Raw genomic sequence first — 25,802 nt, forward strand, 5'->3', positions numbered from 1 at the left:
TTCGTGTTTTATTGCTTCACGAAACGGCCAATTGTTTAATTCATGTAACGAAGAAATAATCCAATTGTTAATAGCATCTTGCTACGAACCCTGACCCTACAGCGTGATAACAACGACAGGCTAAAGCCACCGACGGGCAATCATGCCCAGGAGATCACTCATGTTGAGCAACGTAAAGAAAAAAGATGTGCCGCTGATTGCCATCAGCCTGGCGGCCATTGTTTTCATCGCCGCTACATTAAGTCTCTTCCCCCAGCAAACCGCGCAGGCGGCTGATTCGATTTTTAACGGCGTGACCCGCCTGCTGGGTTCCACGGTACAGGTACTGGTGCTGCTGGCGCTGGGACTGGTGTTGTATCTGGCCACCAGCAAATACGGCAATATCCGTCTCGGCGAAGGTAAAGTCGAATACAGTACCCTCTCATGGCTGTTTATGTTTATCTGCGCCGGTCTCGGCTCCTCCACGCTGTACTGGGGCGTTGCCGAATGGGCTTATTACTACCAGACCCCGGGCCTTAACATTGCCCCGCAATCGCCGAAAGCGCTGGAATACAGCATCCCTTACTCTTTCTTCCACTGGGGCGTAAGCGCCTGGGCAACCTATACCCTCGCCTCGCTGATCATGGCCTATCACTTCCACGTGCGGAAAAATAAAGGCCTCAGCCTCTCCGGGATCGTTTCGGCGATCACCGGCGTTAATCCGCAAGGTTTCTGGGGCCGTCTGGTCGATCTGATGTTCCTGATCGCTACCGTCGGCGCGTTAACCATTTCGCTGGTAGTCACCGCCGCCACCTTCACCCGCGGCCTGTCAGCGCTGACCGGACTGCCGGATAACTTCACCATGCAGGCATTTGTGATCCTGCTCTCCGGCGGTATTTTCTGCATGAGTTCGTGGATTGGCATCAACAACGGCCTGCAGCGCCTGAGCAAAATGGTCGGCTGGGGGGCGTTTCTGCTGCCGTTGGTGGTATTACTGGTTGGCCCGACCGAATTCATCACCAATAACATCATTAACGCCGTCGGCCTGACGACCCAAAACTTCCTGCAGATGAGCCTGTTTACCGACCCGCTCGGCGACGGCGCCTTTACCCGCAACTGGACCGTCTTCTACTGGCTGTGGTGGATCTCCTACACCCCAGGCGTGGCGATGTTCGTCACCCGCGTCTCCCGCGGGCGCAAAATCAAAGAGGTGATCTGGGGACTGCTCCTCGGTAGCACCGCCGGCTGCTGGTTTTTCTTCGGGGTGATGGAAAGCTACGCCATGCACCAGTTCGTTAACGGCGTGATTAACGTACCACAGGTGATGCAGACTCTCGGCGGCGAAACCGCCGTCCAGCAGGTCCTGATGTCGCTGCCGGCAGGTAAGCTGTTCCTCGCCGCCTATCTGTTCGTGATGATTGTTTTCCTCGCCTCGCACATGGATGCGGTGGCCTACACCATGGCGGCGACCAGTACCCGCAACCTGCGCGAAGGCGACGATCCGGATCGCGGCATGCGCCTGTTCTGGTGCGTGGTGATCACCCTCATCCCGCTGTCGATTCTGTTTACCGGCGCTTCGCTTGAGACCATGAAAACTACCGTGGTGCTGACCGCCCTACCGTTCCTGGCCATTTTACTGATTAAAACCGGCGGCTTCGTGCGCTGGTTAAAACAGGACTACGCCCACGTTCCGGTCCATCAGATAGAAACCCATACCCCCGAGCCCATTATTAAAGCCGAGACGCTGCCGGTTGGCGCGGTACTCAAAGGCGACGGCCAGTCGCTGTAAAACCTCTTACTGACAATAATCACAAGGAGACCCTACATGAGCAATTTGAGCCCTGACTTCACCCTGCCGATTAACTTTTGCGCTAATCCGCAGGATGCCTGGACCATTCCGGCCCGTTTTTATACCGACAGCCAGGCGTTTGAGCACGAGAAAGAGCGCATCTTCGCCAATAGCTGGATTTGCGTCGCCCACGGCAGCGAGGTCGCCCGGCCGAACGATTACATTACCCGGGAGATCATCGGCGAAAATATCGTTATAGTCCGCGGCCGCGACAACATTCTGCGCGCCTTCTATAACGTCTGCCCACACCGCGGCCACCAGCTACTGAGCGGCGAGGGCAAAGCCAAAAACGTGATTACCTGCCCCTATCACGCCTGGGCCTTCAAGCTGGACGGCAATCTCGCCCACGCCCGCAACTGCGAAAACGTGGCGAATTTCGATAGCGAAAAGGCAACGCTAGTGCCGGTTCGCCTGGAAGAGTATGCCGGCTTTGTGTTTATCAATATGAATCCGGAAGCGGAGAGTGTGGAAACGCAGCTACCGGGGCTGCAGGACAAAGTGCTGGAAGCCTGTCCGGACGTGCATGATCTGAAACTGGCGGCGCGCTTTACCACCCTCACCCCGGCGAACTGGAAAAATATCGTCGATAACTATCTGGAATGTTACCACTGCGGTCCGGCGCACCCGGGCTTCTCGGATTCCGTCCAGGTTGACCGCTACTGGCACACCATGCACGGCAAATGGACGCTGCAGTATGGCTTCGCCAAACCGTCCGAGCAGTCGTTTAAATTCGAAGAGGGTACCGACGCCGCGTTTCACGGTTTCTGGCTGTGGCCGTGCACCATGTTCAACGTCACGCCGATCAAGGGCATGATGACCGTTATCTATGAATTCCCGGTGGATGAAGAGACCACTCTGCAGAATTACGACATCTATTTCACCAACGAAGAGCTGACTGACGATCAGAAAGCGCTGATTGAGTGGTATCGCGACGTGTTCCGCCCGGAAGATTTACGCCTGGTGGAAAGCGTGCAGAAGGGGCTGAAGTCCCGCGGCTATCGCGGCCAGGGGCGCATTATGGCGGATAACAGCGGCAGCGGTATCTCCGAGCACGGGATCGCGCATTTCCACAATCTGGTCGCCCAGGTGTTCCAGCCGTAATCGTTGAAGGAGCTTGCTATGTCTGTGTTTCACTCAGATCTGTTTCGCCAGCAGGCGCTGATTGCCGGAAGCTGGCGCGACGCCGCCGACGGCACGACGCTTGCCGTCAGCAATCCTTCCACCGGCGCGACGCTCGGCCAGATCCCCAATATGGGGCGTGCGGAAGCGCAACAGGCAGTGGATGCCGCCGCGGCCGCGCTGCCGAACTGGCGCGCGTTCACCGCCGCCCAGCGCGCCGCGCTATTGAAAAACTGGCACCGCCTGATCCTCGAAAACAAGACCGCGCTGGCGCAGATCATGACCGCCGAGCAGGGCAAGCCGCTGGCGGAAGCGGAAGGCGAAATCGCCTATGCCGCCTCGTTTATCGAGTGGTTTGCCGAACAAGGGAAACGCGCCAACGGCGAGATAATCCCCTCCCCCGGCGCCGATAAACGCCTGATGGTGATCCGCCAGGGGGTAGGCGTCTGCGCGGCGATCACCCCGTGGAACTTCCCGGCGGCGATGATCACCCGGAAGGCCGGCCCGGCGCTGGCCGCGGGTTGTACGATGGTGATTAAGCCGGCTAACGAAACGCCGTTTACCGCGCTGGCGATGGCGGAGCTGGCGAATCAGGCCGGGATCCCGCAGGGCGTCATTAACGTCGTTACCGGCCAGTCGCGAGAAATTGGCGCGGTGTTCACCGGCGATGAGCGGGTGCGTAAGCTCTCCTTTACCGGTTCGACCGAAGTTGGCCGCGTGCTGATGCGCCAGTGCGCGGAATCCATCAAAAAGCTCTCCTTAGAGCTCGGCGGTAACGCGCCGTTTATCGTCTTTGACGACGCCGATATCGATAAAGCGGTCGAGGGCGCGCTGATCGCCAAGTTCCGCAACGCCGGACAAACCTGCGTCTGCGTCAACCGCTTCTATATTCATCGCGCCATCTACGACCAATTCTGCGATAAATTCGTCGCTCGCGTCGCCGCCCTGAAAGTGGGCGATGGCAGCGAGTCCGATGTACAGATTGGCCCGCTGATCAACGCCGACGCCGGGCGCAAAGTGCAGTCCCTGCTCGACGACGCCCTGAGCCGCGGCGCCACGCTGTTAACTGGCGGTAAAGCGCATCCGCTGGGCGGTAATTTCTTCACCCCTACGGTGATCGGCGACGTACAGCCGGGGTCATTGCTGCTGCAGGAAGAGATTTTCGGCCCGGTGGCCGCTTTGGTGAAATTTGACGATGAGCAGCAGGTCATCGAGCAGGCGAATAACACCATCTACGGCCTCGCCTCCTATTTTTACAGCAACGATGCCGCCCGTATCTGGCGCGTCTCCGAGCAGCTGGAATACGGCATGGTCGGTATCAATACCGGGCTGATTTCCAACGAAGTCGCACCGTTTGGCGGGGTAAAGCAGTCCGGTCTTGGCCGCGAAGGGTCGGAACACGGAATCGAAGATTACCTGGAGATGAAGTATCTCTGCCAGGGGTTGTAAATGTGCTCTCCCGGCGATGGCGCTAGCCACGCCGGGATTTTTTGATGGAGTTCAGCGATGTCTGATTATCAAATGTTTGAGGCGGTCGTTCGCGATGTTGAACAGATCACCCCTCTTGTGAAGCGTTTTACGCTGGTGTCGCCGACCGGCGCCCCGCTGCCGGCATTCAGCGGCGGCAGCCATATTATCGTCCAGATGCAGGATGGCGAGCAGCGCTACAGTAACGCCTATTCGCTAATGAGCTCGCCGCTGGATACCACCAGCTGGCAGATTGCGGTGCGTCTTGAGTCGCCTTCCAAAGGCGGCTCGCGTTTTATGCACCAGCGGGTGCGCCCGGGCGATACCCTGACGGTGTCCACGCCCAACAATCTGTTCGCCATCGAACCACAGGCGCGAAAACATCTGCTGATCGCCGGCGGCATCGGCATTACGCCATTCTTATCGCATATTCCGGAACTGGAACAGCGGCAGGCCGACTGGCAGCTGCATTACTGTTTTCACGACGCCGACAGTAATGCTTTCGCCGATGCGCTCAGCGCAGCGCCGTGGCGCGATCGGGTCAATGTTCATGTATCAGCGCTCGGCAGCCGTCTCGACCTACCGCGCCTGTTCGCCGACCTCGAGCCAGGAACCCACGTGTATACCTGCGGCCCAGCGGCGCTTAACGAGGCGGTGAAAGCCGCCGCCGAACGCCATCAGGTGCCCGCCAGCCAGCTGCACTTTGAGCAGTTTATCCTTGAGGATAAAAGCGGAGAGGCATTTACCCTGGTGCTGGCGCGTTCCGGACGCGAATTTACCGTGCCGCAGGATATGACCATTTTGCAGGTGATCGAGAATAACAAAGCGGCGAAGGTCGAATGCCTGTGCCGAGAAGGGGTGTGCGGCACCTGCGAAACGATGATTCTGGAGGGGGAAGCCGACCACCGCGATCAGTATTACAGCGAGGAAGAGAAAGCCAGCCAGCAGAGTATGCTGATCTGCTGCTCGCGCGCCAAAGGCGGCCGGTTAGTGCTGGATTTGTAAAGCGCACACCGGCAAAACGGCGGTGAGATGGACTGACCCCGCGGAATTGTTCCAACGTACTACCACTCCATGGCGACGAGGTCAGTGGCGCGGATACTATCGGCTTCATCCTCCGCCTGATTAGCTTTCTGTGCGGCACCGGCGATAGCCGGCGCCGCCTGCTCAGGGATTAGCCGCTAAATACCCGCGCCTTGCCGCTGACCGTCAGTCGCACCATCGCGCCGGGCTGCCACGCGGCCTGGCTGACGGTGCGATCGCCAAGAAACAACGCCGTCTCTTCATCCACCGGCTGCGAGTGATTGCCTTTTCCCTGGCGCTGATGGTATTTCTTGCTGGCGTGTTCGTCATTAACTGGCAACCGGGTCCTGACACTTAGCCCTGAGTCTTTGCCTGATGACCCTCTGTTACTGCTCCCGGCCAGAATGATGGTCAATAAGCGGCCGGTGCTGATCTATCAGACGCGCTTAGCGCCGATCAGGGTGATTGTCACGATCAGCGACATCCATCTGCGCGATGCGCTATATAGCGATACCGATGACAACGGGCTGGCACTCTGGGTGCAGAACCAAATGATTGCCAGATATGGCGATGTTAAGCCGCTGGCTGCGGACCCACACCAGGAGGTATTTACCTCGCCCGCTGGCAAAACAGCACGACGCCAGCGCGCTCGCCCGCGGAATTTATTCCGTTGGCCGAACGTACCGGCTTAATTATTCCCCTAACCCGCAGCCTGATGGCGCAGGTCAACGCGCAGATGAGACCACTCTTTAGTAAACTACCGGATGGGTTTCATATTGGCCTGAATATCAGCGTGTCACATATTAACGCGCCGACGTTTATCGATGACTGCCTGCACTATCAGCGCGGCTTTGAGGGTAAAGCGGTGAAGCTGATGCTGGAGATCACGGAGCAGGAGCCGCTGTTGCTCAACGGGGCGGTTGTGGACAAGCTCAATACGTTACACTCCCGCGGGTTTTCCATCGCGCTGGACGACTTTGGCACCGGCTATTCCGGGCTTTCCTGTCTCCACGAGCTGATTTTCGACTATATCAAAATCGATCAGAGTTTTGTCGGCCGGGTAACCGGGGAGGCGCCGGCAAGCAAGCTGCTGGACTGCGTGATAGAGATGGCGCGGACGCTGTCACTGCGCATCATTGCCGAGGGCGTCGAAACCGAGGCCCAACGGGATTATCTTAATCGCCAGAATATTCATCTGCTGCAGGGCTACTATTTCTGGAAGCCAATGCCCTACGTCGCGCTGGTCATGCTCCTGCTGAGCAAACCGAAGGCGCGGATTGTCGAAGAATAAGCGGGCGTTGTGAAAATTCCTGCCATGCGACGGGCTATGTATCCGTCAGCGCTGTGGGAATGAAAACGTCGTCGGTCGCTGTCCGGGTCATGCACGACCGACCGGACAAAGCAAGAAGGGGTTACCTTTCGGTAACCCCTTCTTTTATATGGCGGAAGCGCAGAGATTCGAACTCTGGAACCCTTTCGGGTCGCCGGTTTTCAAGACCGGTGCCTTCAACCGCTCGGCCACACTTCCGGTGTGAGGCGCACTATAAACACCTCGGCGGATGCTGTAAAGCATCATTTTGATCAACCGCCTTAAAAACAAACAATTTTGTGTTATTCGTCTGAATTTCAGGCAGTTTGCACAGAAAATCAACGCCCATCGCCGCTGGCGGATGGGTGTTTTTTAATGTACATGTCTTTGGTGTAGTAATACCCCAGCTTATCCGGCGTGAAGCCCCCTACCCAAGGTTTCACCAGATGGGTACGTACATAGTGATAGACCGGAATGGCGGGAACATCCTGCGCCAGCAGATCTTCCGCCTGCTGATAGTATTTGCCCCGGGTCGCCACGTCGGAGGCTTTCGCCGCATTGCGCAGGGCCTCATCGTAAGCAGGGTTGCTGTACTGACTGGTGTTCTCGCTATCCCCGGTACGGAAAGTATTGAGGAAGGTGGCGGCATCGTCGTAGTCGGCAATCCACGCGTAGCGGACGGCGTCGAAGTTATGCGTATGCATGGTATCCAGCATCGTCTTCCACTCCTGGTTCTGTAGCTTCGCCTCGACGCCGAGGTTTTTCTTCCACATAGAGCTGGCGGCAATGGCGATACGCTGGTGCGACTCAGAGGTGTTATAGAGCAGGGTAAAGACCAGCGGATGGCTTTCATCATACCCCGCCTGCGCCAGCAGTTTTTTCGCCTCGGCAATCCGTTTCTCACGCGGCCAGCTGGCGTAGTCCGGGTTATGCAGCGTCACGCCGCCGATATCCGGCTGACCGATCAGCCAGGCCGGGCGCTGGCCCTGGCCAAGCACTTTTCCGGCAATGATATCTTTATCAAGCGCCATATTCAGCGCGCGACGCACACGGGCGTCGTTAAACGGCGGCCGGGTAGTATTGAATTCGTAGTAATAGGTCGCCAGCTGCGGCGAAACGTCCAGCTGGTCGCCCATGGTTTTCTGCAACTGCGCAAACTGATTGATCGGCACCGTATAGACAATATCAATCTCCCCTGCTTTGTAGCGGTTGACATCGGCGGCCTCCGAAGAGATTGGCAGGTAAGTCACTTTATTAATAACGGTATGCGCATTATCCCAGTACTTTGCATTACGTTCAGCCACCAGCCGCTCATTCACCACCCATTGGGACAGCTTATACGGGCCGCTGGTGACGATATGCTCTGGTCGGGTCCATTTATCGGCATACCGCTCCACCAGCACTTTGTCGATCGGTACCAGCGAAGGGTGCGCCAGCATCGCCAGGAAGGCGGCATTCGGCTGGGTCAGAGTGACCTGTAGCGTGGTGTCGTTCAGCGCTTTCACCCCCAACGTCTCGGGTCCCTTTTGCCCGAGGGCAATCTCGCGGGCGTTGGCGATATGCATATTGCCAGGGTAGCTCGCGTAGGGGGAGGCTGTTGCCGGCGAGACCAGTCGTTGCCAGCTCCAGACGATATCCTGCGCTGTAATGGCCGTGCTGTCGGACCAGGTCAGACCGGGGCGTAAATGAAAGGTCCATAACAGGTTGTCTTTGTTTTCCCAGCGTTCCGCCAGTCGCGGCTGGATCGCTCCCGCTGGCGACACGTTAACCAGCCCTTCAAAGAGATCGCTAATGATATTGAATTCAACATCGCTCTCGACTTTATGCGGATCGAGTGACGCCGGTTCACTGCCGTTATTTCTGACCAGCTCCTGCTTTTCCGCCAGCTGGGTGCCCGGCGGCACCTGCGCCGCCAGCGCCCCGCCGCTCATAGCCAGCATACTGACAGCCAGGAGTGTTCGGGTGATGTGATTTTTTTTGTGTAATGTCATTTCCCTTTGCCTTTGACGTACGGGGTAATCCCCCTCTTCCACACTTAGTCGCAGAACTGCAATAAGGCAATATTTTTCAGTGACCTATAAGATTTCGATCGGCTCAGCGACGCGAAAAGCGAAAATATATCGCTTTTCCCTATCTATATAGAATTTTATGCCAGGCAAAAGCGGTAAAAACTAAGTAAAGATGGGTAAAAGCATTAGGGCTTCACGCTTGTTTTTCTTATTCTTTATCCCTAATTACATCTGTCATAAGAGAGTGACTCATGGATCGCATAATTACATCATCGCGTGACCGTTCCTCGCTGCTCAGCACGCACAAGGTTCTGCGTAACACCTACTTCCTGCTCAGCCTGACGCTGGCGTTTTCCGCTATCACCGCCACCGCCAGCACAGTGCTGATGCTACCTTCGCCGGGTCTCATTTTGACCCTCGTGGGGATGTACGGTCTGATGTTCCTGACCTACAAAACGGCGAATAAACCCACCGGGATTATTTCCGCCTTCGCCTTCACCGGGTTCCTCGGCTATATCCTTGGGCCGATGCTGAACGCGTATCTTTCTGCCGGCATGGGCGATTTAATCGGCCTGGCGCTGGGCGGCACGGCGCTGGTCTTCTTCTGCTGCTCGGCCTATGTGCTGACGACGCGTAAAGACATGTCATTCCTTGGCGGGATGCTGATGGCCGGCGTGGTGGTCGTCCTGATTGGTATGGTCGCTAACCTGTTCCTGCAGCTGCCGGCGCTGCACCTGGCGATTAGCGCGGTGTTCATCCTGATCTCTTCGGGCGCCATCCTGTTCGAGACCAGCAACATTATCCGCGGCGGTGAAACCAACTATATCCGCGCGACGGTCAGTCTGTATGTCTCGCTGTACAACATCTTTGTCAGCCTGCTGAGCATCCTGGGCTTCGCCAGCCGGGACTAACCGCTTCCCTGCTTAACAGAGGCCTCGCTTATGCGGGGCCTTTTTTTTTGCTACACTGCGGCCAGTTTCAGGCGGTATGTGAAAAATCATGTTTATTTTTGAAGGCAACGAAATTGAAACGGATAGCGAAGGCTATCTGAAAGATACCACCCAGTGGAGCGAGGCGATGGCGGAAGTCATTGCCGCGCAGGAAGGGATAACGCTCGCCGTTGAACACTGGGAAGTAGTGCGCTTTGTGCGCGAGTTTTACCTTGAATTTAACACCTCTCCGGCGATCCGTATGCTGGTCAAGGCGATGGCCAACAAGTTTGGCGAAGAGAAAGGCAACAGCCGCTATCTCTATCGCCTGTTCCCGAAAGGACCCGCCAAACAGGCGACCAAAATCGCCGGCTTGCCGAAGCCGGTGAAGTGCATCTAATAGAGGATCGCGAATTTGTCCCAGCTGCGGGTGGGTTGATGGGGCTCGGTTAACACTCGGTCAACCCGCGCGCTGCGCGGCCCCCCGGCTTTCAGCCAGGCGATGAGTTTTTCCACCTGCTCCGCCTCGCCGCAGGCAAGCACTTCCACCCCGCCGTCATCCAGATTACGGGCATAACCGGTCACCCCCAGCTGCAGCGCTTCCCGCTGCGTGGAATAGCGAAATCCCACGCCCTGAACCGAACCGTAAACCCATGCCATTGTGCAGATACTGGCCATAATCATCTCCTTTTCGCTCACGCTATACGCTGAGGATAGCAAATTCGCTCAGCGTACATGCTTCGGCAGTAAACCATAATGCTGACGGAAGCGCGCGGTAAAGCGCGATCCCGACTGATATCCGCTGTTCTGCGCAATTTCGCCTATTGGCCGCGAGGTGGTCTGCAGCTGCCCCAGGGCGTGGGCCATCCGCACCTCCTCGACGATCTGGCGAAAACTCTGCGATTCCTGCTGCAGCCGACGGCGCAGCGTGGACTCGCCGAGAAAGAGCATTTTCGCCACCCGCGACACGCTCCATGCCTGCGCCGGCGACAGCATAATCAGCTGCCGCACCTGCGCCGACAGATCCTGCTGCCGCTCGACGAGCAGCGGGCCCGCATAGCCAGCCTCATACAGGGCCAGCAGCAGTCCCATGGTCTGGTGCTGCTGCAGCGCGACGGACAATCCCTCCCGCACCGCCTGCAGAACGCTTTGCCACATAAACGCCAGCTCTGTCGTCACCGGTGCGCAGAGCGAGGTCAGGCGCCCTGGCGGTGGTTCGCTGAGATAACGAGTCTTAAACCTCGTCAGCAACTCGGGCGTCAGCGATAGCAGATCGGAGCAAAAGAGGCCATTCTCCGGCTGGTTAATCACCTCCAGTTCCACGTCAGCTGGCAAAACAATCAGCTGTTGCGGAGTCGCCAGCACCCGGCTCTCCCCTTGCACAATCACTTTGCTGCCGCGTTTCACCCGACAGAGCGCCGGGGAGAACAGCCGCACGCGATGCAGTCTGCATAGCCGTCGGGTGGTGATCTCCGCCGCGGTTAAGGCGTTATGCTGAAAGTGGATACTCTCCATCAGACCAACCTTTTATTTTAACGCCCGGCCATCGCCGTCAACTGTGCGCTGGCGAGAGCATGGCTATGTAACAGATAGCCGACCAGCGCCCCGCTGGCCCCGGCATCCACCGGCAGCGTGGGGACATCCAGCGCCCATACCGTAAAGCGATAGCGGTGCGGTTTATCTCCCGCCGGCGGACAGGCGCCGCCGAAGCCGGCATAGCCAAAATCGTTGCGGCCCTGGACCGCTCCGCCCGGCAGTGTAGCGCTGTTTTTATCTCCCGCGCCAGCGGGCAGCGAAAAGACGCTGCTGGCGATATTGACCACCGTCCAGTGCCACCAGCCGCTGCCGGTAGGCGCATCGGGATCCTGGACGGTGACCGCGAAGCTGCGCGTGCCCGCCGGGGCGTTTTTCCATGCCAGCTGCGGAGAGACATTGCCTCCGGTACAGCCGAAACCGGCAAACCAGTGCTGCTGGGCCAGCGGCTGCCCGTCACGCATATCATTGCTGCTTACGCTAAACGGCGCGGCCATCGCGCCGCTGCTCACAGCCGCTACCATCGCCACAGCCATGCGGATACCTGTTTTCATCGTCTGCTCCTCGTTGGGGTGAGAAAACAGGGTATGAGAGTCCGCACCAGCTGAATGTGCCGAAGCGCCTGCATTTTGTGCCGAAACGCTCACCTGTGCCTGCCGGGCGAAAGATGCTTGCGTGCGCCAGGTGTGCTAATCTACGCGCCATTTTTCGGTGCCGACATTCCCGTTGCTTAAAGGTAGCCCCATGACAGATTCCCTATTCCCCCGCTTAGTGTTAGCCAAAGGACGCGAGAAATCCCTGCTGCGTCGCCATCCGTGGATATTCTCCGGCGGCGTCGCCCGCATGGAAGGTAAAGCCCGCAGCGGTGAAACCATCGATATCGTTGACCATCAGGGAAAATGGCTGGCCCGCGGCGCTTACTCGCCGTCGTCGCAGATCCGCGCCCGCGTGTGGACCTTCGACCGCAATGAAGCCATCGATAGCGCCTTCTTTGAACGCCGTCTGCAGCAGGCGCAAACCTGGCGTGCCTGGCTGGCCGAGCGCGATGGCCTCGACAGCTACCGCCTGATCGCCGGCGAGTCCGATGGCCTGCCGGGCGTCACTATCGACCGCTTTGGCAACTTTTTCGTGCTGCAGCTGCTCAGCGCAGGCGCCGAATACCAGCGCGCCGCCATCATCAGCGCCCTGCAGAACCTGTTCCCGGACTGCGCCATTTACGATCGCAGCGATGTCGCCGTGCGTAAAAAAGAGGGACTGGAGCTGGCCCAGGGGCCGGTGGTGGGCGAACTGCCCCCGGCGCTGCTGCCGATCACCGAGCACGGCATGAAGCTGTTGGTCGATATCCAGGGCGGGCACAAGACCGGCTACTACCTCGACCAGCGCGACAGCCGCCTGGCCACCCGCCGCTATGTCGCGGATAAACGGGTGCTGAACTGCTTCTCCTACACCGGCGGCTTTGCGGTGTCGGCGCTGATGGGCGGCTGCCGCCAGGTCACCAGCGTGGATACCTCTCAGGAGGCGCTCGACGTTGCCCGCCAGAACGTGGAGATCAACGGACTGGATCTGTCCAAAGCGGAGTTTGTGCGCGACGACGTGTTCAAACTGCTGCGTAAATACCGCGATCAGGGAGAGAAATTCGACGTGATCGTGATGGATCCGCCGAAGTTCGTGGAAAATAAAAGCCAGCTGATGGGCGCCTGCCGCGGCTATAAAGATATCAATATGCTGGCGATCCAGCTGCTGAACCCCGGCGGCGTGCTGCTGACATTCTCCTGCTCCGGGCTGATGACCACCGATTTATTTCAGAAAATCATCGCCGATGCCGCAATTGATGCCGGGCGTGATGTACAATTTATAGAACAGTTCCGTCAGGCTGCCGACCACCCGGTGATCGCAACCTACCCGGAAGGGCTGTATCTGAAGGGGTTTGCCTGTCGCGTCATGTAACTTGAAAAACGAAACATGAGCCTCATATAGGGAGTATTCATGTTTCCCAGGAGGTGCCTATGATAGCCAGCAAATTCGGTATCGGCCAACAGGTCCGCCATACGCTCTTGGGCTACCTGGGCGTCATCGTCGATGTCGATCCCGAGTATTCGCTCGCGGAGCCGGAAGAGGATGAAATTGCCGCCAATGACGAACTGCGCGCGGCGCCCTGGTACCATGTGGTGATGGAAGATGATGATGGCCAGCCGATTCACACCTATCTGGCAGAAGCGCAGCTGAGCAGCGAAACCCGCGACGAACACCCGGAACAGCCGTCCCTTGACGAACTGGCCAAAACGATTCGTCAGCAGCTGCAGGCTCCGCGCCTTCGCAACTAAAACAAAACCCCGCCAGGCGGGGTTTTTTGTTATTTTGCTAATCCCAGTCGCGGTAGCTCAATGGCCGGGCAACGATCCATCACCACGTTCAATCCGGCTTCCCTGGCCAGCACCGCAGCCTGCTCATTGATCACCCCCAGCTGCAGCCATAGCGTTTTCGCGCCGATGGCTATCGCCTCCTGCGCTACACCCCACGCCGCTTCTGAATTACGGAAGACATCAACCATGTCGACCTTTTCCGGAACGTCGGCGAGCGTCGCATACCCCTGTTGTCCCAGCAGCGTCTTGCCCGCCACCTTCGGCGAAACCGGGATAACGTGATACCCCTGATCCAGCAGATACTTCATGACCCGGTAGCTCGGACGGTCAGGCTTGTCGCTGGCTCCGACCAGCGCAATCGTCCGTGTCGAGGTCAGGATGCCAGCAATATCATTCTCTTTCATGGTTTCCTCCTGCTATTTCACTTAAGTGTATGCTAATCCGCAGCAGGGGGCCATCCAGCCTAACCCACAGATTCAGCAAAATTTTCATCCCCGATGCTTGCAGCGACAGCCACATTCAGTAATCTGTTTGCAGGTCAAAATGTGGAATGAAAATATGGAACTGACAACACGTACCCTGCCTGCGCAAAAACATATCGCGCTGGTGGCTCACGATCACTGCAAAGATATGCTGATGAAATGGGTTGCTCGCCATCAGGCGCTGCTGGCGCAACATATTTTGTATGCTACCGGCACTACCGGTAATCTCGTCTCCCGGGCTACCGGCCTGGAGGTTAATGCCATGCTGAGCGGTCCGATGGGCGGCGACCAGCAGGTGGGTGCCCTCATTTCAGAAGGCAAAATCGACGTGCAGATCTTCTTCTGGGATCCGCTGAACGCCGTTCCCCACGACCCGGATGTCAAAGCGTTGCTGCGCCTGGCCACCGTCTGGAACATTCCGGTCGCCACTAACGTCTCCACCGCTGACTTTATTATCCAGTCGCCGCACTTCGGTCAACCGCTCGATATTCTGATCCCGGATTATCCACGCTATCTTGCCGAGCGCCTGAAATAATCGAGCCGCGATTACGGCTTCCTGGCCACGGGCACATCCAGCGCCTGCAGGATCTCGACAAACGGCGAAGGTTGCGCCTTGTTAAATAACAGCCATACCCGGTGACGAGCGCGGGTGAGCGCCACGTACAACAGTCTACGCTCCTCCGCATCCGGAAAATCTTCCGGCTGCGGCAGGAGCGCCTGCTCCATAATCGACTCGCGCGCCGGGGCCGGAAACGCATCCTCCCCATCCTGTAGTCCCAACACAATGACAAAGTCAGCCTGCTGACCTTTGCTGGCATGAATCGTCATAAAATCAAGCTGCAGGTGCGGCCAGCGCGTCGCCGCTTTGTTGAGCGCCTCAGGCTTCAGATGGTGATAACGGGCAAGCAGCAGGATGCGCTGCTCGGGCTTAACGTAACCGCTCAGCTTATCCAGAAGATCGTCCAGCTTGTCGTCGGCTAACAGCGTGACGGCCTTTTTATCACCTGCCATAAGGCTGTTCAGCGGTTTGCTTAACTGATGCGGATTTTGCTGGATAAAGCCATTGGCTATTTCGCCGATACGCCCGTTAAAGCGATAGGTGGTATCCAGCGCACAGCAATCCCCTTCGCCAAAGTAGTGGTTGAATGCGGTGGTCAGAGAAAGCTGCGCCCCGCTGAACCGATAGATCGCCTGCCAGTCATCCCCGACGGCAAAGAGCGTGGTTTGGCTATTCTGCCGGCGTAACGCGGCCAACAGCGAGGCTCGCTGCGGCGAAATATCTTGAAATTCATCCACCAGAATGTGTTTCCATGGGCTGACGAAGCGGCCTTTATCGAGAATATTGACCGCCTGATGGATCAGGCCGGAAAAATCGACCGCATTCTCGGCCTTGAGCGCCGCTTTCCAGTCTTTCATCAGAGGCGACATCAGCTTCACCCGTTTACTGAACAGGTCGCGTACCGCTTCCGGCGCCCCGGCAATCATCTCCGCCTGGGAGCCGCCGTGCATGCGCATCAGGCTCACCCAGCGGTCAAGCCGGCTGGCCATCCGCCGCTGCACCTTTTTGTCCTGCCAGAAGTCCCCCTCCGGCAGTTGCCAGCCCATCTCTTCTTCCAGCCACAGGCGCCAACCTTTCGCCTGCGCTTTTTTCTCCTGGCACTGCTTTTGCCAGCTTTTCAGCAGCAATGCGTGGCGGGCCGCAGTATCGCTTTCCAGCTTACTGATAGTGGGCACTTTTTTGCTGCCCTGCTGAATAATATGCAACGCCAGCGAATGGAAAGTACGCGCGGTAATATCATCTGATGCCAGACGCTCGCGGATCCGCTCATCCATTTCCTGCGCCGCCTGGCGGCCGAATGCCAGCAGCAAAATTTGATCTGCCGCGGCTTCTCCCCGCGCCAGCAGCCAGCCCGCTCGCGCCACCAGTACCGAGGTTTTACCGCTGCCCGCTCCCGCCAGCACCAGCAGGGAGCGCTCGCCGTTCACTACCGCACGCGCTTGTGACGCATTGAGCGGGGACGACTCAACGCTATCAAAAAATTCGCGATATTGCTCCAGCATCGCCTCGGTAAAGGCCTGGTTATGGGCCAGACGCGTCGCTTCAATATCGCCTAACCAGCGCTGACACTCCCGCCACAGCTCCCGGCAGTTATCAAAGGCATCAAGCCGACTGGTGGGCATCGGCAAACCAGTCAACGCATGGCGTATATTATCCTGAACATCCGCCACCTGCTGACGGGTTAGCCACTTGCCTTCTGCGCGAGTGTGCTCGATCGTCGCCAGCTGCTGCTTCAGCACGCCGGCGGCGATATCGCTCATCTCCGTGCTCCACTGCTGCCAGAGCGTATGTAAATGATGATAAAAGCGCTGCGTTTCGCTCCACTCGGTACCGTGCAAACGCACGACTTTCGCGTCCGGTAGCACAAACTCCAGTTCGCCCCAGACCAGACCGCGCTTACAATGCACTGACAATAACTGATTGAAAGGTATAAGATACTCATGACGATCGCCGGAAACTTTTACCCCGGCGTTCAGTAGCTGCACCCGATCATAAGGGTGCTGAGCCATGCGTTTGCCCAATGTTGTCGCTTTAAGTTCCATATAATGTCGATTTTCAATCAGGGTGGATTGTTTTTCAGTTTAACCGCCCCGGACCAGGTGCTCCAGCGCAAAAAAACGTTACAATCATCAGGTCTTATTATCCACCGGGCAAAACCGAGGCTTTATGCGTACCATTCTGAATATTTTGAACTTTATCCTTGGCGGTTTCGCCACCACTCTAGGCTGGCTACTCGCCACCCTGGTCAGCATCATTCTGATCGTCACGCTGCCGCTGACTCGTTCCTGCTGGGAAATCACTCGCCTTTCGTTATTTCCCTACGGTAACGAGGCGATTCATGTTGACGAGCTCGAGCCGGGGCGCAAAAACGGTCTACTGAACGCCGGCGGTACCGTTCTGAACATTCTGTGGTTCATTTTTTTCGGCTGGTGGCTCTGCCTGATGCACATTTTCAGCGGTATAGCTCAGTGCCTGACTATCATAGGCATCCCGGTGGGGATCGCGAATTTCAAAATCGCCGCCATCGCCCTCTGGCCGGTGGGTCGCCGGGTCGTTTCTGTGGAAACCGCGCGTGCTGCGCGTGAAGCCAATGCGCGTCGTCGCTTTCAGTAACAGAACGGAACACGGACATGATTAGCCCCCTGCTACGCCGCTACACCTGGAACAGCGCCTGGCTTTATAACGTACGAATTTTTATCGCGCTCTGCGGCACAACGCTGTTTCCCTGGTGGATCGGCGAAGTCAAACTGACCATCCCCCTCACCCTCGGCGTCGTGGCTGCGGCTCTGACCGACCTTGACGACCGTCTGGCTGGCCGTCTGCGTAATCTTGCCATTACTCTGGTTTGCTTTTTTATCGCCTCCGCCTCCGTGGAGCTGCTGTTTCCGTGGCCGCCGCTGTTTGCCCTTGGTTTAACCGTGTCTACCATCGGCTTTATTTTGCTTGGCGGCCTCGGTCAGCGCTATGCGACCATTGCCTTCGGCGCCCTGCTTATCGCCATCTACACCATGCTCGGCGTCACGCTGTACGATCATTGGTATCTGCAGCCGTTGTTCCTGCTGGCGGGGGCAGTGTGGTACAACCTGCTGACGCTGTCCGGGCACCTGATCTTTCCGATTCGTCCATTGCAGGACAACCTGGCGCGTAGCTATGAGCAGCTGGCCCGCTATCTTGAGCTCAAATCCCGGCTGTTTGATCCTGACCTTGAGGATGAGAGCCAGGCGCCGCTGTACGATCTGGCGCTCGCTAATGGCCAGCTGGTAGCTACGCTTAACCAAACCAAGGTCTCGCTGCTAACCCGACTGCGAGGCGATCGGGGCCAGCGCGGCACCCGCCGCACCCTGCAGTACTACTTTGTGGCCCAGGATATTCATGAACGCGCCAGCTCATCGCATATTCAGTATCAAACCCTACGCGATCAATTTCGCTATAGCGATGTGATGTTCCGTTTCCAGCGAATGCTTTCGATGCAGGCGCAGGCCTGCCAGAAACTGTCGCGGGCGATTCTGTTACGCGAACCCTATCAGCATGATGCCCATTTTGAACGGGCGTTCATGCATCTCGATGCGGCACTTGAGCGCGTGCGCGCCGGCGGCGCATCCGACGAGCAGCTCAACGCCCTAGGGTATTTACTGAATAACCTGCGCGCTATCGATGCTCAGCTGGCCACCATTGAATCGGTGCAAACCACCGCGCCTGCCGGGAGTAATACCGAGACGCTGCTGGCCGACGACAGACTTGGCGGTCTGAGCGATATCTGGCTGCGCCTGCAGCGCAATATGTCGCCAGAGTCGGCCCTTTTCCGCCACGCAGTACGTATGTCGTTGGTGCTCTGCGCCGGCTATGCCTTTATCCAGTTTACCGGGCTCCAGCATGGCTACTGGATCCTGCTAACCAGCCTGTTCGTCTGTCAGCCGAACTATAACGCCACCCGCCATCGCCTGGCGCTAAGGATTATCGGCACGCTGGTTGGGGTGGCGATCGGCCTGCCGGTCCTGCTGCTGGTTCCCTCTGTTGAAGGGCAACTGCTGTTGATCGTCCTGACCGGCGTGCTGTTTTTTGCCTTCCGTAACGTGCAGTACGCCCATGCCACGATGTTTATTACGCTGCTGGTGCTGCTGTGCTTTAACCTGCTTGGCGAGGGCTTTGAAGTCGCGCTGCCGCGTATCATTGATACGCTGATCGGCTGCGCCATCGCCTGGGCAGCGGTCAGCTTCATCTGGCCGGACTGGAAATTCCGCAACCTGCCGCGGGTGCTGGACCGGGCAATGAACGCGAACTGCCGCTATCTGGACGCGATTCTGGAGCAGTATCATCAGGGCCGCGACAACCGGCTGGCCTACCGTGTCGCGCGTCGTGACGCCTACAACCGTGATGCTGAGCTGGCCTCCGTCGTCTCGAACTTATCGACTGAACCACGCGCGGATGCCACCCAGCGAGAAACCGCCTTTCGTCTGCTATGCCTCAACCACACGTTCACCAGCTATATCTCCGCTCTTGGCGCGCATCGGGAAAAACTGTCCACGCCGGAAATCCTCGCCCTGCTGGATGATGCAGTCTGTTATGTGGATGATGCCTTGCATCATACCCCCGCGGATGAACAGCGGGTGCAACAGGCTTTGAACAGCCTGCAAAGCCGGATCCATCATCTGGAACCGCGCGCGGACAGTAAGGAACCCTTGGTCTTACAGCAGATTGGCCTGCTGCTGGCGCTGCTGCCTGAAATCTGCCGCCTGCAGCAACGGGTCCACGCCCAAACCGAATAACAAGGCTTTTCCGCTACCGGGTAGCCGCCCATTCGAGAAGCTCCTGACGCCGTGGCGTCGGGAGCGCGGCGGCATGTACCCCGGCAATCGCCCCCTCCAGCGCCAGCAATACGCTCAGCGATAAAGAAGCATTATTTACGCGTAGCCTCAGCCATGCCTCCTGCGCACCAACTTCCCGCAACGTCCTAACGTCCGGTATGCCCGCGTGAATCAGCTGCAATTCCATATGAAAGCTGATATTGGGTAAATCCTTCAGGCGGCCCGACGCCCGTCGGTAGTTCTTTTCGCGCTGCGCACTCTGCCACGACAGTAGCGATAGCCGAAAAAGCTGCTGCTCATCGCGCCATAAAGTGTCGTCAATTTGATAATACTTCAGCGGCACTATGCGGCCGTGTCGGCGCAGCGTTAACAGAGGATTACGATGTTCCACCCGATAAGCAGCGCTCTGCTCGCAGGCCTTCAGATAAATGTTCCCCTCGGCCACCATCGCAAACACCGTATCATCAATAGCCAGGCTGTAGCCGCCAAAGAGCGGACGAGTATGCAGTTGACCCAGCGGTGAGACGCAGGCCTGAAATTGCGGGAGCCGCGGACAAACTAGTTTTCTCATGATCATTCCTTTGTTAATCATGTAATTAAACTTAAGTTGTTAACGGATCCGCTAAGAGAAAACATAAGGGACTTCCCGGGCAGCAGCAAGATGATTTTCGCCGACTTTTTCACCAGAATGCGGTTTTGCGAGACGCTTTCAGAAAATCGCAAGCGTTGCAGCAATCGACAGGGAGAAATGAAACCATTAGCGCGCGTTAAGGATTGGATAATGCAGGGGCTTCTCTTGACAGATACGGAACCACGAGAAGCGATTAAATTCCCGGCAGCAAAATGGCAAATTGCGGTTGATCTTTTCCCCTGGCGAAGATACTGTATATGCATACAGTAACTAAAGGCGGGATAGACTATGTTTACTTCAGCTCACGCAAACCGTTCAGCACAGGCTTCTGCTCCGGCAGGCCACTACGCTCATCGTTCTGGCGAACAGAACACCAATGGGCTGATCAGTGAAATTGTCTATCGTGAAGATCAACCCATGATGACGCAGTTATTGCTGCTACCTTTATTACAGCAGCTGGGTCAACAGTCGCGCTGGCAGCTGTGGCTCACGCCGCAACAAAAGCTCAGCCGCGAATGGGTTCAGTCCGCCGGTCTGCCGCTGTCCAAGGTCATGCAAATTAGCCAGCTCTCTCCCAGCCATACCATAGACTCAATGATCCGTGCCCTGCGCACGGGTAATTATAGTGTGGTTATCTGCTGGCTGGCGGAGGAGTTAACCGCTGACGAACACGAACGTCTCGTTAACGCTGCCCAGGTAGGGTCCGCGATGGGATTCATCATGCGCCCGGTGCGAAATCAGGGCACGCTCGGCAGACAACTCAGCGGGCTAAAAATTCACTCAAATTTGTATCATTGAGTGAAATTAGGATTATTCCTGGAATTTTTTTTACCGCTGGGAAAGGTACAGCGTTTTTTATGGTCTTTTTCGCGGAATGCCTGCCACACGGGGATTTCTGTCTTTTTTTCGTGTACGAAAATCAACCATATTTGTTAAATATTGTGTACACAACCCTTTTTTTTCATATGCCTGACAGAGTTCACACTTGTAAGTTTCGAACTAAGTTGTAGACTTTACATCGCCAGGGGTGATCGGCTTACGCTGCATGTATCAGCATAGTTAACAACAAGTCACGCCCCCGGTGAAGGATTTAACCGTGAGGTCTTTTGTAACTTCATGGCGAATTTTGGATGATAATGAGGCGCAAAAAATGAAAAAGACAGCTATCGCGATTGCAGTGGCACTGACTGGCTTCGCTACCGTAGCGCAGGCCGCTCCGAAAGATAACACCTGGTATGCAGGTGGTAAACTGGGTTGGTCCCAGTATCACGACACCGGTTTCTACGGTAACGGTTTCCAGAACAACAACGGTCCGACCCGTAACGATCAGCTTGGTGCTGGTGCGTTTGGTGGTTACCAGGTTAACCCGTACCTCGGTTTCGAAATGGGTTATGACTGGCTGGGCCGTATGGCATATAAAGGCAGCGTTGACAACGGTGCTTTCAAAGCTCAGGGCGTTCAGCTGACCGCTAAACTGGGTTACCCGATCACTGACGATCTGGACATCTACACCCGTCTGGGCGGCATGGTTTGGCGCGCTGACTCCAAAGGCAACTACGCTTCTACCGGCGTTTCCCGTAGCGAACACGACACTGGCGTTTCCCCAGTATTTGCTGGCGGCGTAGAGTGGGCTGTTACTCGTGACATCGCTACCCGTCTGGAATACCAGTGGGTTAACAACATCGGCGACGCGGGCACTGTGGGTACCCGTCCTGATAACGGCATGCTGAGCCTGGGCGTTTCCTACCGCTTCGGTCAGGAAGATGCTGCACCGGTTGTTGCTCCGGCTCCGGCTCCGGCTCCGGAAGTGGCTACCAAGCACTTCACCCTGAAGTCTGACGTTCTGTTCAACTTCAACAAAGCTACCCTGAAACCGGAAGGTCAGCAGGCTCTGGATCAGCTGTACACTCAGCTGAGCAACATGGATCCGAAAGACGGTTCCGCTGTTGTTCTGGGCTACACCGACCGCATCGGTTCCGAAGCTTACAACCAGCAGCTGTCTGAGAAACGTGCTCAGTCCGTTGTTGACTACCTGGTTGCTAAAGGCATCCCGGCTGGCAAAATCTCCGCTCGCGGCATGGGTGAATCCAACCCGGTTACTGGCAACACCTGTGACAACGTGAAAGCTCGCGCTGCCCTGATCGATTGCCTGGCTCCGGATCGTCGTGTAGAGATCGAAGTTAAAGGCTACAAAGAAGTTGTAACTCAGCCGGCGGCTTAAGTTATAACCGATAAAAAAACCCGCTTCGGCGGGTTTTTTTTATGCCCTCTCGCCCACTTCAGCGGCTGAGAGCTGTGAAGCAGCCCCCGGCCAGGGCAACCACCGGCAGGCGGGTCGACGATCCTACCTGGCTATTCTTTCCCTAACAGTACCTGCAGATCGTGCTTCAGGCTCGACATTTTGCTGGCATATTTCTCTTTGTGCTCGGCATCTTCAATCAGCTGGACGATGGTTTCAGACAAGGTTTTGCCCCGCCGCTGCGCCAGGCCAGCAAGACGCTGCCAAACGACAAACTCAAGGTCGATAGACTTCTTACGCGTATGCTGATGCTCAGCGTTAAAATGGCGTTTCCGTCGCGCGCGGATAGTCTGCTTCATGCGGTTCATCAGCGCCGGATTCATATGCTGCTCAATCCAGGCATGCACCAGCACAGGTTCATTCTCGAGCGTCAGCAAGTCATCTACCGCAGCTTGCGCAGCGCTGGCCTCAATGTAGCGGGTAATCAGCTCACCTTCCCGGTGCTTCTTTACCAGATATTTCCATTTCCAGCCGCTTTCAAGATTTTCCAGTTGTTGATATTTCATTGCGATCTCAATGTGACCGTGTAACTCATTTCAGGATATCAGTTTTTTTCTGATGTGCTGAATATAAATCATTATTCGTGAAGTCTGCGACCGGGTAATCATCAGGGTAACCATAATCCTCCGTGTGCTCGGTCGCGGCATCAGGTATAATTGCGCGCTTTACATCTAACTAAAAAACAGCGACTTTGACCATTACGAAACTGACCCGAACCGACCTTGCGCCTGATCTGGAAGCTTACCAGGCGCTGTTTGCTCAAGCTGAACTTTCCCATCCGGCCCCCTCCCTCTCGGGCGATCTGCAGCCGCGTTTGTTCTATGGGCTTGAGCAGCTGCTGTACACGCCGGCAGTCTCCTCCTTCATGCTGGTGAAAGCCCCTGAAGAGCCGGAATATCTGCAATGGCTGGCGGCTGAAACCCGGACTCTGCACGAGCCTGCCGCACCGCTTTACGGCGTCCGCTATGAGGTAACCGACGCTCAGGTGACGCTCGCACCGGCGCAGGGCGCTGAGGATAATTTCGCCAGCACTGCCCCGGTCGTGATGGCCGATTGGGTAGAAGCGGAACAGCTGTTTGGCTGCGTACGCCAGTTTAACGGTGCAATCACCCTCGAGCCTGGGCTGGTCCATCAGGCCAACGGCGGCGTGCTTGTGCTTTCGCTACGTACACTGCTGGCGCAACCGCTGCTGTGGGTGCGTCTGAAAAATATGGTGACTCGTCAGCGCTTTGACTGGCTTTCTATGGATGAATCGCGTCCGCTGCCGGTCAGCATTCCCTCTATGCCGCTGAGTCTGAAAATCATCCTGGTGGGCGAACGCGAATCGCTGGCCGATTTCCAGGAAATGGAGCCGGAGCTGGCTGCGCAGGCGATCTATAGCGAGTATGAAGACACTTTGCAGTTTGCTGACGCCGACACGCTAAAGGCCTGGTGCCAGTGGGTATGGCAGAATGCGCAGCAGCTGGAGCTGCCGGGCCCGGCAGCCGATGCCTGGCCTCTGCTGATCGATGAGGGAACGCGCTATACCGGCGATCAGGAGACCCTGCCGCTCAGTCCGCTATGGATAACCCGCCAGCTGCGGGAGGCTGCCGCCTTCTGCGAAGGCGAAGAGATTACCGGCGAAGCGATGCAGACCATGCTGGCGCGCCGGGTATGGCGTGAAGGCTACCTGGCGGAGCGTATGCAGGATGAAATCCTGCAGGAACAGATCCTGATTGAAACCGAAGGCGAATGCGTCGGGCAGATCAACGCCCTCTCGGTGATCGAATTCCCCGGTCATCCACGCGCGTTCGGTGAACCTTCACGCATCAGCTGCGTCGTGCACATTGGCGATGGCGAATTTATCGACGTCGAACGTAAAGCCGAGCTGGGCGGTAACATTCATGCGAAAGGCATGATGATCATGCAGGCTTTTCTGATGTCCGAGCTGGAGCTGGAGCAGCAGCTTCCCTTCACTGCTTCGCTGACCTTTGAGCAGTCCTACAGTGAAGTGGATGGCGACAGCGCCTCCATGGCGGAACTCTGCGCCTTAATCAGCGCCCTGGCCAACGTACCGATAAATCAGAGCATCGCGATCACCGGCTCCGTCGACCAGTTTGGTCGCGTGCAGCCGGTCGGCGGCCTGAACGAGAAAATTGAAGGCTTCTTCACTATCTGTCAGCAGCGCGGTTTAACCGGCAAACAGGGAGTGATTATCCCTGCCGCCAACGTTCGTCATCTCAGCCTGAGCCACGAGCTACGTCAGGCCGTTGCCGACAACCAGTTTGCTATCTGGGCCATTGACGATATTACCGAAGCGCTGCCGATGTTGACCCAGCTGATGTGGGACGGTGAAGGACAGACGCTGCGACAAACCATTCAGGAGCGGATAGCGCAGGCGACCCAGCAAGAGACTCGCCATCGTTTTCCGTGGCCGCTACGCTGGTTAGGTGGGACAAGTTCTAACTGATCGGACTTGTTCAGCTTACACGTGTTAGCTATCCTGCGTCCCGAACTTAAAATAAGGCTTACTGAAAACATGGTAGATAAACGCGAATCCTATACAAAAGAAGATCTTCTTGCCTCTGGTCGTGGTGAACTGTTCGGCGCGAAAGGCCCGCAGTTACCGGCACCAAACATGCTGATGATGGACCGCGTCATCAAAATGACCGAAACCGGTGGTAACTACGATAAAGGTTATGTTGAGGCAGAACTCGACATCAATCCTGACCTGTGGTTCTTCGGTTGCCACTTTATCGGCGATCCGGTGATGCCGGGCTGCCTGGGCCTGGATGCTATGTGGCAGCTGGTCGGGTTCTATCTTGGCTGGCTGGGCGGCGAAGGCAAAGGCCGCGCGCTGGGCGTTGGCGAAGTGAAATTCACCGGTCAGGTTCTGCCGACCGCGAAAAAAGTCACCTACCGCATCCACTTCAAGCGCATTGTTAACCGTCGTCTGATTATGGGACTTGCGGATGGTGAAGTGCTGGTTGACGATCGTCTGATCTACACCGCGAACGATCTGAAAGTGGGTCTGTTCCAGGATACTTCCGCTTTCTGATAACATTCAGTAGCGATTAAAAGGCGAAGCCCCCGCTATGCGGAGGCTTCTTTTTTAAAGAGACAGTGTCAGGCCGTTAGTACCCTGTCCTCCATGGCTTCTCGCCAGCCTCCCAGCCACCATGAGCGTTGATTCAGGCTCTGGTATGGACACATTTCTTTCGATCTTCCCGCGATACCCGCCTGATATCCGCGTTGGTGTGCCCGTTCCAGGCGATCTCGTTTTTGTCTCTTCATGCCTCGTTTCCCTCATTCTTTGATCTGGTGGAAAAGAAAACAGTGGTCGCAAATTGTGCAGCCACGGGTTACGAATACCGCGAAAAGAAGGCAACGTCAATGCGCAAAATTCACGCCAGTGTCATATTTGTGACCTATATAAGAGTTCATTTTTTGTTCGCTCGGCGCAGCCG

Annotated in this window: 27 protein-coding genes and 1 tRNA gene; 17 read left to right on the plus strand and 11 right to left on the minus strand. The window is 56.8% G+C overall.

The window, feature by feature from the left end:
- Window positions 1-160 precede the first annotated feature (160 nt).
- From KB892_RS16365 to KB892_RS16380, 4 genes are read left to right on the plus strand one after another with little or no spacing between them, the layout of a single operon-like run.
- Window positions 161-1,768 (plus strand): BCCT family transporter, encoded by a 1,608-nt coding sequence (locus tag KB892_RS16365; RefSeq protein ID WP_002898574.1) that lies wholly within the window; start codon window positions 161-163, stop codon window positions 1,766-1,768.
- Between the two features lie 36 nt (window positions 1,769-1,804).
- Window positions 1,805-2,929: a carnitine monooxygenase, oxygenase subunit YeaW gene (yeaW, locus tag KB892_RS16370; RefSeq protein ID WP_002898571.1), complete on the plus strand. Its 1,125-nt coding sequence runs from the start codon at window positions 1,805-1,807 to the stop codon at window positions 2,927-2,929.
- 18 nt (window positions 2,930-2,947) lie between these two features.
- Window positions 2,948-4,396 carry an NAD-dependent succinate-semialdehyde dehydrogenase gene (locus tag KB892_RS16375; protein ID WP_004150833.1) on the plus strand — a complete coding sequence of 483 codons (1,449 nt, stop codon included), beginning with the start codon at window positions 2,948-2,950 and terminating at the stop codon, window positions 4,394-4,396.
- 57 nt (window positions 4,397-4,453) lie between these two features.
- Complete coding sequence (locus KB892_RS16380; RefSeq protein ID WP_002898475.1) at window positions 4,454-5,419, plus strand: PDR/VanB family oxidoreductase; 966 nt, start codon at window positions 4,454-4,456, stop codon at window positions 5,417-5,419.
- Between the two features lie 169 nt (window positions 5,420-5,588).
- Here KB892_RS16380 and KB892_RS16385 read toward each other — a convergent pair whose 3' ends face one another.
- On the minus strand, window positions 5,589-5,777 hold the full coding sequence (locus tag KB892_RS16385; protein WP_002898472.1) for a hypothetical protein: 189 nt from the start codon (window positions 5,775-5,777) through the stop codon (window positions 5,589-5,591).
- A gap of 64 nt (window positions 5,778-5,841) precedes the next feature.
- Here KB892_RS16385 and KB892_RS31190 point away from each other — a divergent pair, with 64 nt between their 5' ends.
- Both KB892_RS31190 and KB892_RS16390 read left to right on the plus strand, forming a co-directional pair.
- Window positions 5,842-6,129, plus strand: a complete 288-nt coding sequence (locus KB892_RS31190) for a hypothetical protein (protein WP_004176625.1) — start codon at window positions 5,842-5,844, stop codon at window positions 6,127-6,129.
- The gene (locus tag KB892_RS16390) at window positions 6,108-6,728 is read left to right on the plus strand and encodes an EAL domain-containing protein (protein WP_002898466.1); all 621 of its coding nucleotides are present in this window, start codon (window positions 6,108-6,110) and stop codon (window positions 6,726-6,728) included. The genes KB892_RS31190 and KB892_RS16390 overlap by 22 nt, the downstream gene beginning before the upstream one ends.
- A 149-nt stretch (window positions 6,729-6,877) precedes the next feature.
- Here the strand turns inward: KB892_RS16390 and KB892_RS16395 are convergent.
- Window positions 6,878-6,965, minus strand: a tRNA-Ser gene (locus KB892_RS16395).
- 119 nt (window positions 6,966-7,084) lie between these two features.
- A complete protein-coding gene (locus KB892_RS16400) occupies window positions 7,085-8,737 on the minus strand; it encodes an ABC transporter substrate-binding protein (protein ID WP_004150834.1) in 1,653 nt (550 codons plus the stop codon).
- 269 nt (window positions 8,738-9,006) lie between these two features.
- Between KB892_RS16400 and yccA the strand changes: the two genes are divergently transcribed.
- The gene (gene yccA, locus KB892_RS16405; protein WP_002898458.1) at window positions 9,007-9,666 is read left to right on the plus strand and encodes an FtsH protease modulator YccA; all 660 of its coding nucleotides are present in this window, start codon (window positions 9,007-9,009) and stop codon (window positions 9,664-9,666) included.
- 88 nt (window positions 9,667-9,754) lie between these two features.
- Window positions 9,755-10,084 (plus strand): sulfurtransferase TusE, encoded by a 330-nt coding sequence (tusE, locus tag KB892_RS16410; RefSeq protein WP_002898457.1) that lies wholly within the window; start codon window positions 9,755-9,757, stop codon window positions 10,082-10,084.
- Here tusE and yccX read toward each other — a convergent pair.
- Genes yccX through KB892_RS16425 form a run of 3 tightly spaced genes read right to left on the minus strand, consistent with a single transcriptional unit; the run spans window position 10,081 to window position 11,771 of the window.
- Window positions 10,081-10,362, minus strand: coding sequence for an acylphosphatase (gene yccX, locus KB892_RS16415; RefSeq protein WP_004150835.1), 282 nt, complete (start codon window positions 10,360-10,362; stop codon window positions 10,081-10,083). The genes tusE and yccX overlap by 4 nt on opposite strands.
- 48 nt (window positions 10,363-10,410) lie before the next feature.
- A complete protein-coding gene (locus tag KB892_RS16420; protein ID WP_002898450.1) occupies window positions 10,411-11,199 on the minus strand; it encodes an AraC family transcriptional regulator in 789 nt (262 codons plus the stop codon).
- Between the two features lie 17 nt (window positions 11,200-11,216).
- On the minus strand, window positions 11,217-11,771 hold the full coding sequence (locus tag KB892_RS16425) for a YbhB/YbcL family Raf kinase inhibitor-like protein (protein ID WP_002898447.1): 555 nt from the start codon (window positions 11,769-11,771) through the stop codon (window positions 11,217-11,219).
- 190 nt (window positions 11,772-11,961) lie between these two features.
- Between KB892_RS16425 and rlmI the strand changes: the two genes are divergently transcribed.
- On the plus strand, window positions 11,962-13,164 hold the full coding sequence (rlmI, locus tag KB892_RS16430) for a 23S rRNA (cytosine(1962)-C(5))-methyltransferase RlmI (protein WP_004141630.1): 1,203 nt from the start codon (window positions 11,962-11,964) through the stop codon (window positions 13,162-13,164).
- Between the two features lie 59 nt (window positions 13,165-13,223).
- Window positions 13,224-13,541, plus strand: a complete 318-nt coding sequence (gene hspQ, locus KB892_RS16435) for a heat shock protein HspQ (RefSeq protein ID WP_002898441.1) — start codon at window positions 13,224-13,226, stop codon at window positions 13,539-13,541.
- A 29-nt stretch (window positions 13,542-13,570) separates the two neighbouring features.
- On the opposite strand, the gene KB892_RS16440 is transcribed toward hspQ, so the two are convergent.
- Window positions 13,571-13,984, minus strand: a complete 414-nt coding sequence (locus tag KB892_RS16440) for a CoA-binding protein (protein WP_002898434.1) — start codon at window positions 13,982-13,984, stop codon at window positions 13,571-13,573.
- A 154-nt stretch (window positions 13,985-14,138) separates the two neighbouring features.
- Here KB892_RS16440 and mgsA point away from each other — a divergent pair, with 154 nt between their 5' ends.
- A complete protein-coding gene (mgsA, locus tag KB892_RS16445) occupies window positions 14,139-14,597 on the plus strand; it encodes a methylglyoxal synthase (RefSeq protein ID WP_077273871.1) in 459 nt (152 codons plus the stop codon).
- An 11-nt stretch (window positions 14,598-14,608) separates the two neighbouring features.
- On the opposite strand, the gene helD is transcribed toward mgsA, so the two are convergent.
- Entirely contained in the window at window positions 14,609-16,663 is a 2,055-nt protein-coding gene (gene helD / locus KB892_RS16450; RefSeq protein WP_002898429.1) for a DNA helicase IV, read from the minus strand.
- 124 nt (window positions 16,664-16,787) lie between these two features.
- Between helD and KB892_RS16455 the strand changes: the two genes are divergently transcribed.
- Window positions 16,788-17,234, plus strand: coding sequence for a YccF domain-containing protein (locus KB892_RS16455; protein WP_002898425.1), 447 nt, complete (start codon window positions 16,788-16,790; stop codon window positions 17,232-17,234).
- Window positions 17,235-17,251: 17 nt separating this feature from the next.
- Entirely contained in the window at window positions 17,252-19,387 is a 2,136-nt protein-coding gene (gene yccS, locus KB892_RS16460; protein WP_002898422.1) for a YccS family putative transporter, read from the plus strand.
- Window positions 19,388-19,400: 13 nt separating this feature from the next.
- Here the strand turns inward: yccS and KB892_RS16465 are convergent, their stop codons facing one another.
- Window positions 19,401-19,997 (minus strand): TfoX/Sxy family DNA transformation protein, encoded by a 597-nt coding sequence (locus KB892_RS16465; protein ID WP_004150836.1) that lies wholly within the window; start codon window positions 19,995-19,997, stop codon window positions 19,401-19,403.
- A gap of 348 nt (window positions 19,998-20,345) precedes the next feature.
- Here KB892_RS16465 and sulA point away from each other — a divergent pair, with 348 nt between their 5' ends.
- Window positions 20,346-20,855, plus strand: a complete 510-nt coding sequence (gene sulA / locus KB892_RS16470; RefSeq protein ID WP_002898418.1) for an SOS-induced cell division inhibitor SulA — start codon at window positions 20,346-20,348, stop codon at window positions 20,853-20,855.
- Between the two features lie 352 nt (window positions 20,856-21,207).
- Window positions 21,208-22,278, plus strand: coding sequence for a porin OmpA (gene ompA / locus KB892_RS16475; RefSeq protein ID WP_062954987.1), 1,071 nt, complete (start codon window positions 21,208-21,210; stop codon window positions 22,276-22,278).
- 131 nt (window positions 22,279-22,409) lie between these two features.
- Here the strand turns inward: ompA and matP are convergent, their stop codons facing one another.
- Window positions 22,410-22,862: a macrodomain Ter protein MatP gene (gene matP / locus KB892_RS16480; protein ID WP_002898404.1), complete on the minus strand. Its 453-nt coding sequence runs from the start codon at window positions 22,860-22,862 to the stop codon at window positions 22,410-22,412.
- Between the two features lie 185 nt (window positions 22,863-23,047).
- On the opposite strand from matP, the gene KB892_RS16485 reads away from it, so the two are divergent.
- A complete protein-coding gene (locus tag KB892_RS16485) occupies window positions 23,048-24,805 on the plus strand; it encodes an AAA family ATPase (protein ID WP_002898401.1) in 1,758 nt (585 codons plus the stop codon).
- Window positions 24,806-24,874: 69 nt separating this feature from the next.
- Entirely contained in the window at window positions 24,875-25,393 is a 519-nt protein-coding gene (gene fabA / locus KB892_RS16490; protein WP_002898398.1) for a bifunctional 3-hydroxydecanoyl-ACP dehydratase/trans-2-decenoyl-ACP isomerase, read from the plus strand.
- Window positions 25,394-25,461: 68 nt separating this feature from the next.
- On the opposite strand, the gene rmf is transcribed toward fabA, so the two are convergent.
- Window positions 25,462-25,629: a ribosome modulation factor gene (rmf, locus tag KB892_RS16495; protein WP_002898396.1), complete on the minus strand. Its 168-nt coding sequence runs from the start codon at window positions 25,627-25,629 to the stop codon at window positions 25,462-25,464.
- Window positions 25,630-25,802 lie beyond the last annotated feature (173 nt).

This window comes from Klebsiella sp. P1927 (assembly GCF_018204675.1).
Taxonomy (GTDB): domain Bacteria; phylum Pseudomonadota; class Gammaproteobacteria; order Enterobacterales; family Enterobacteriaceae; genus Klebsiella; species Klebsiella pneumoniae.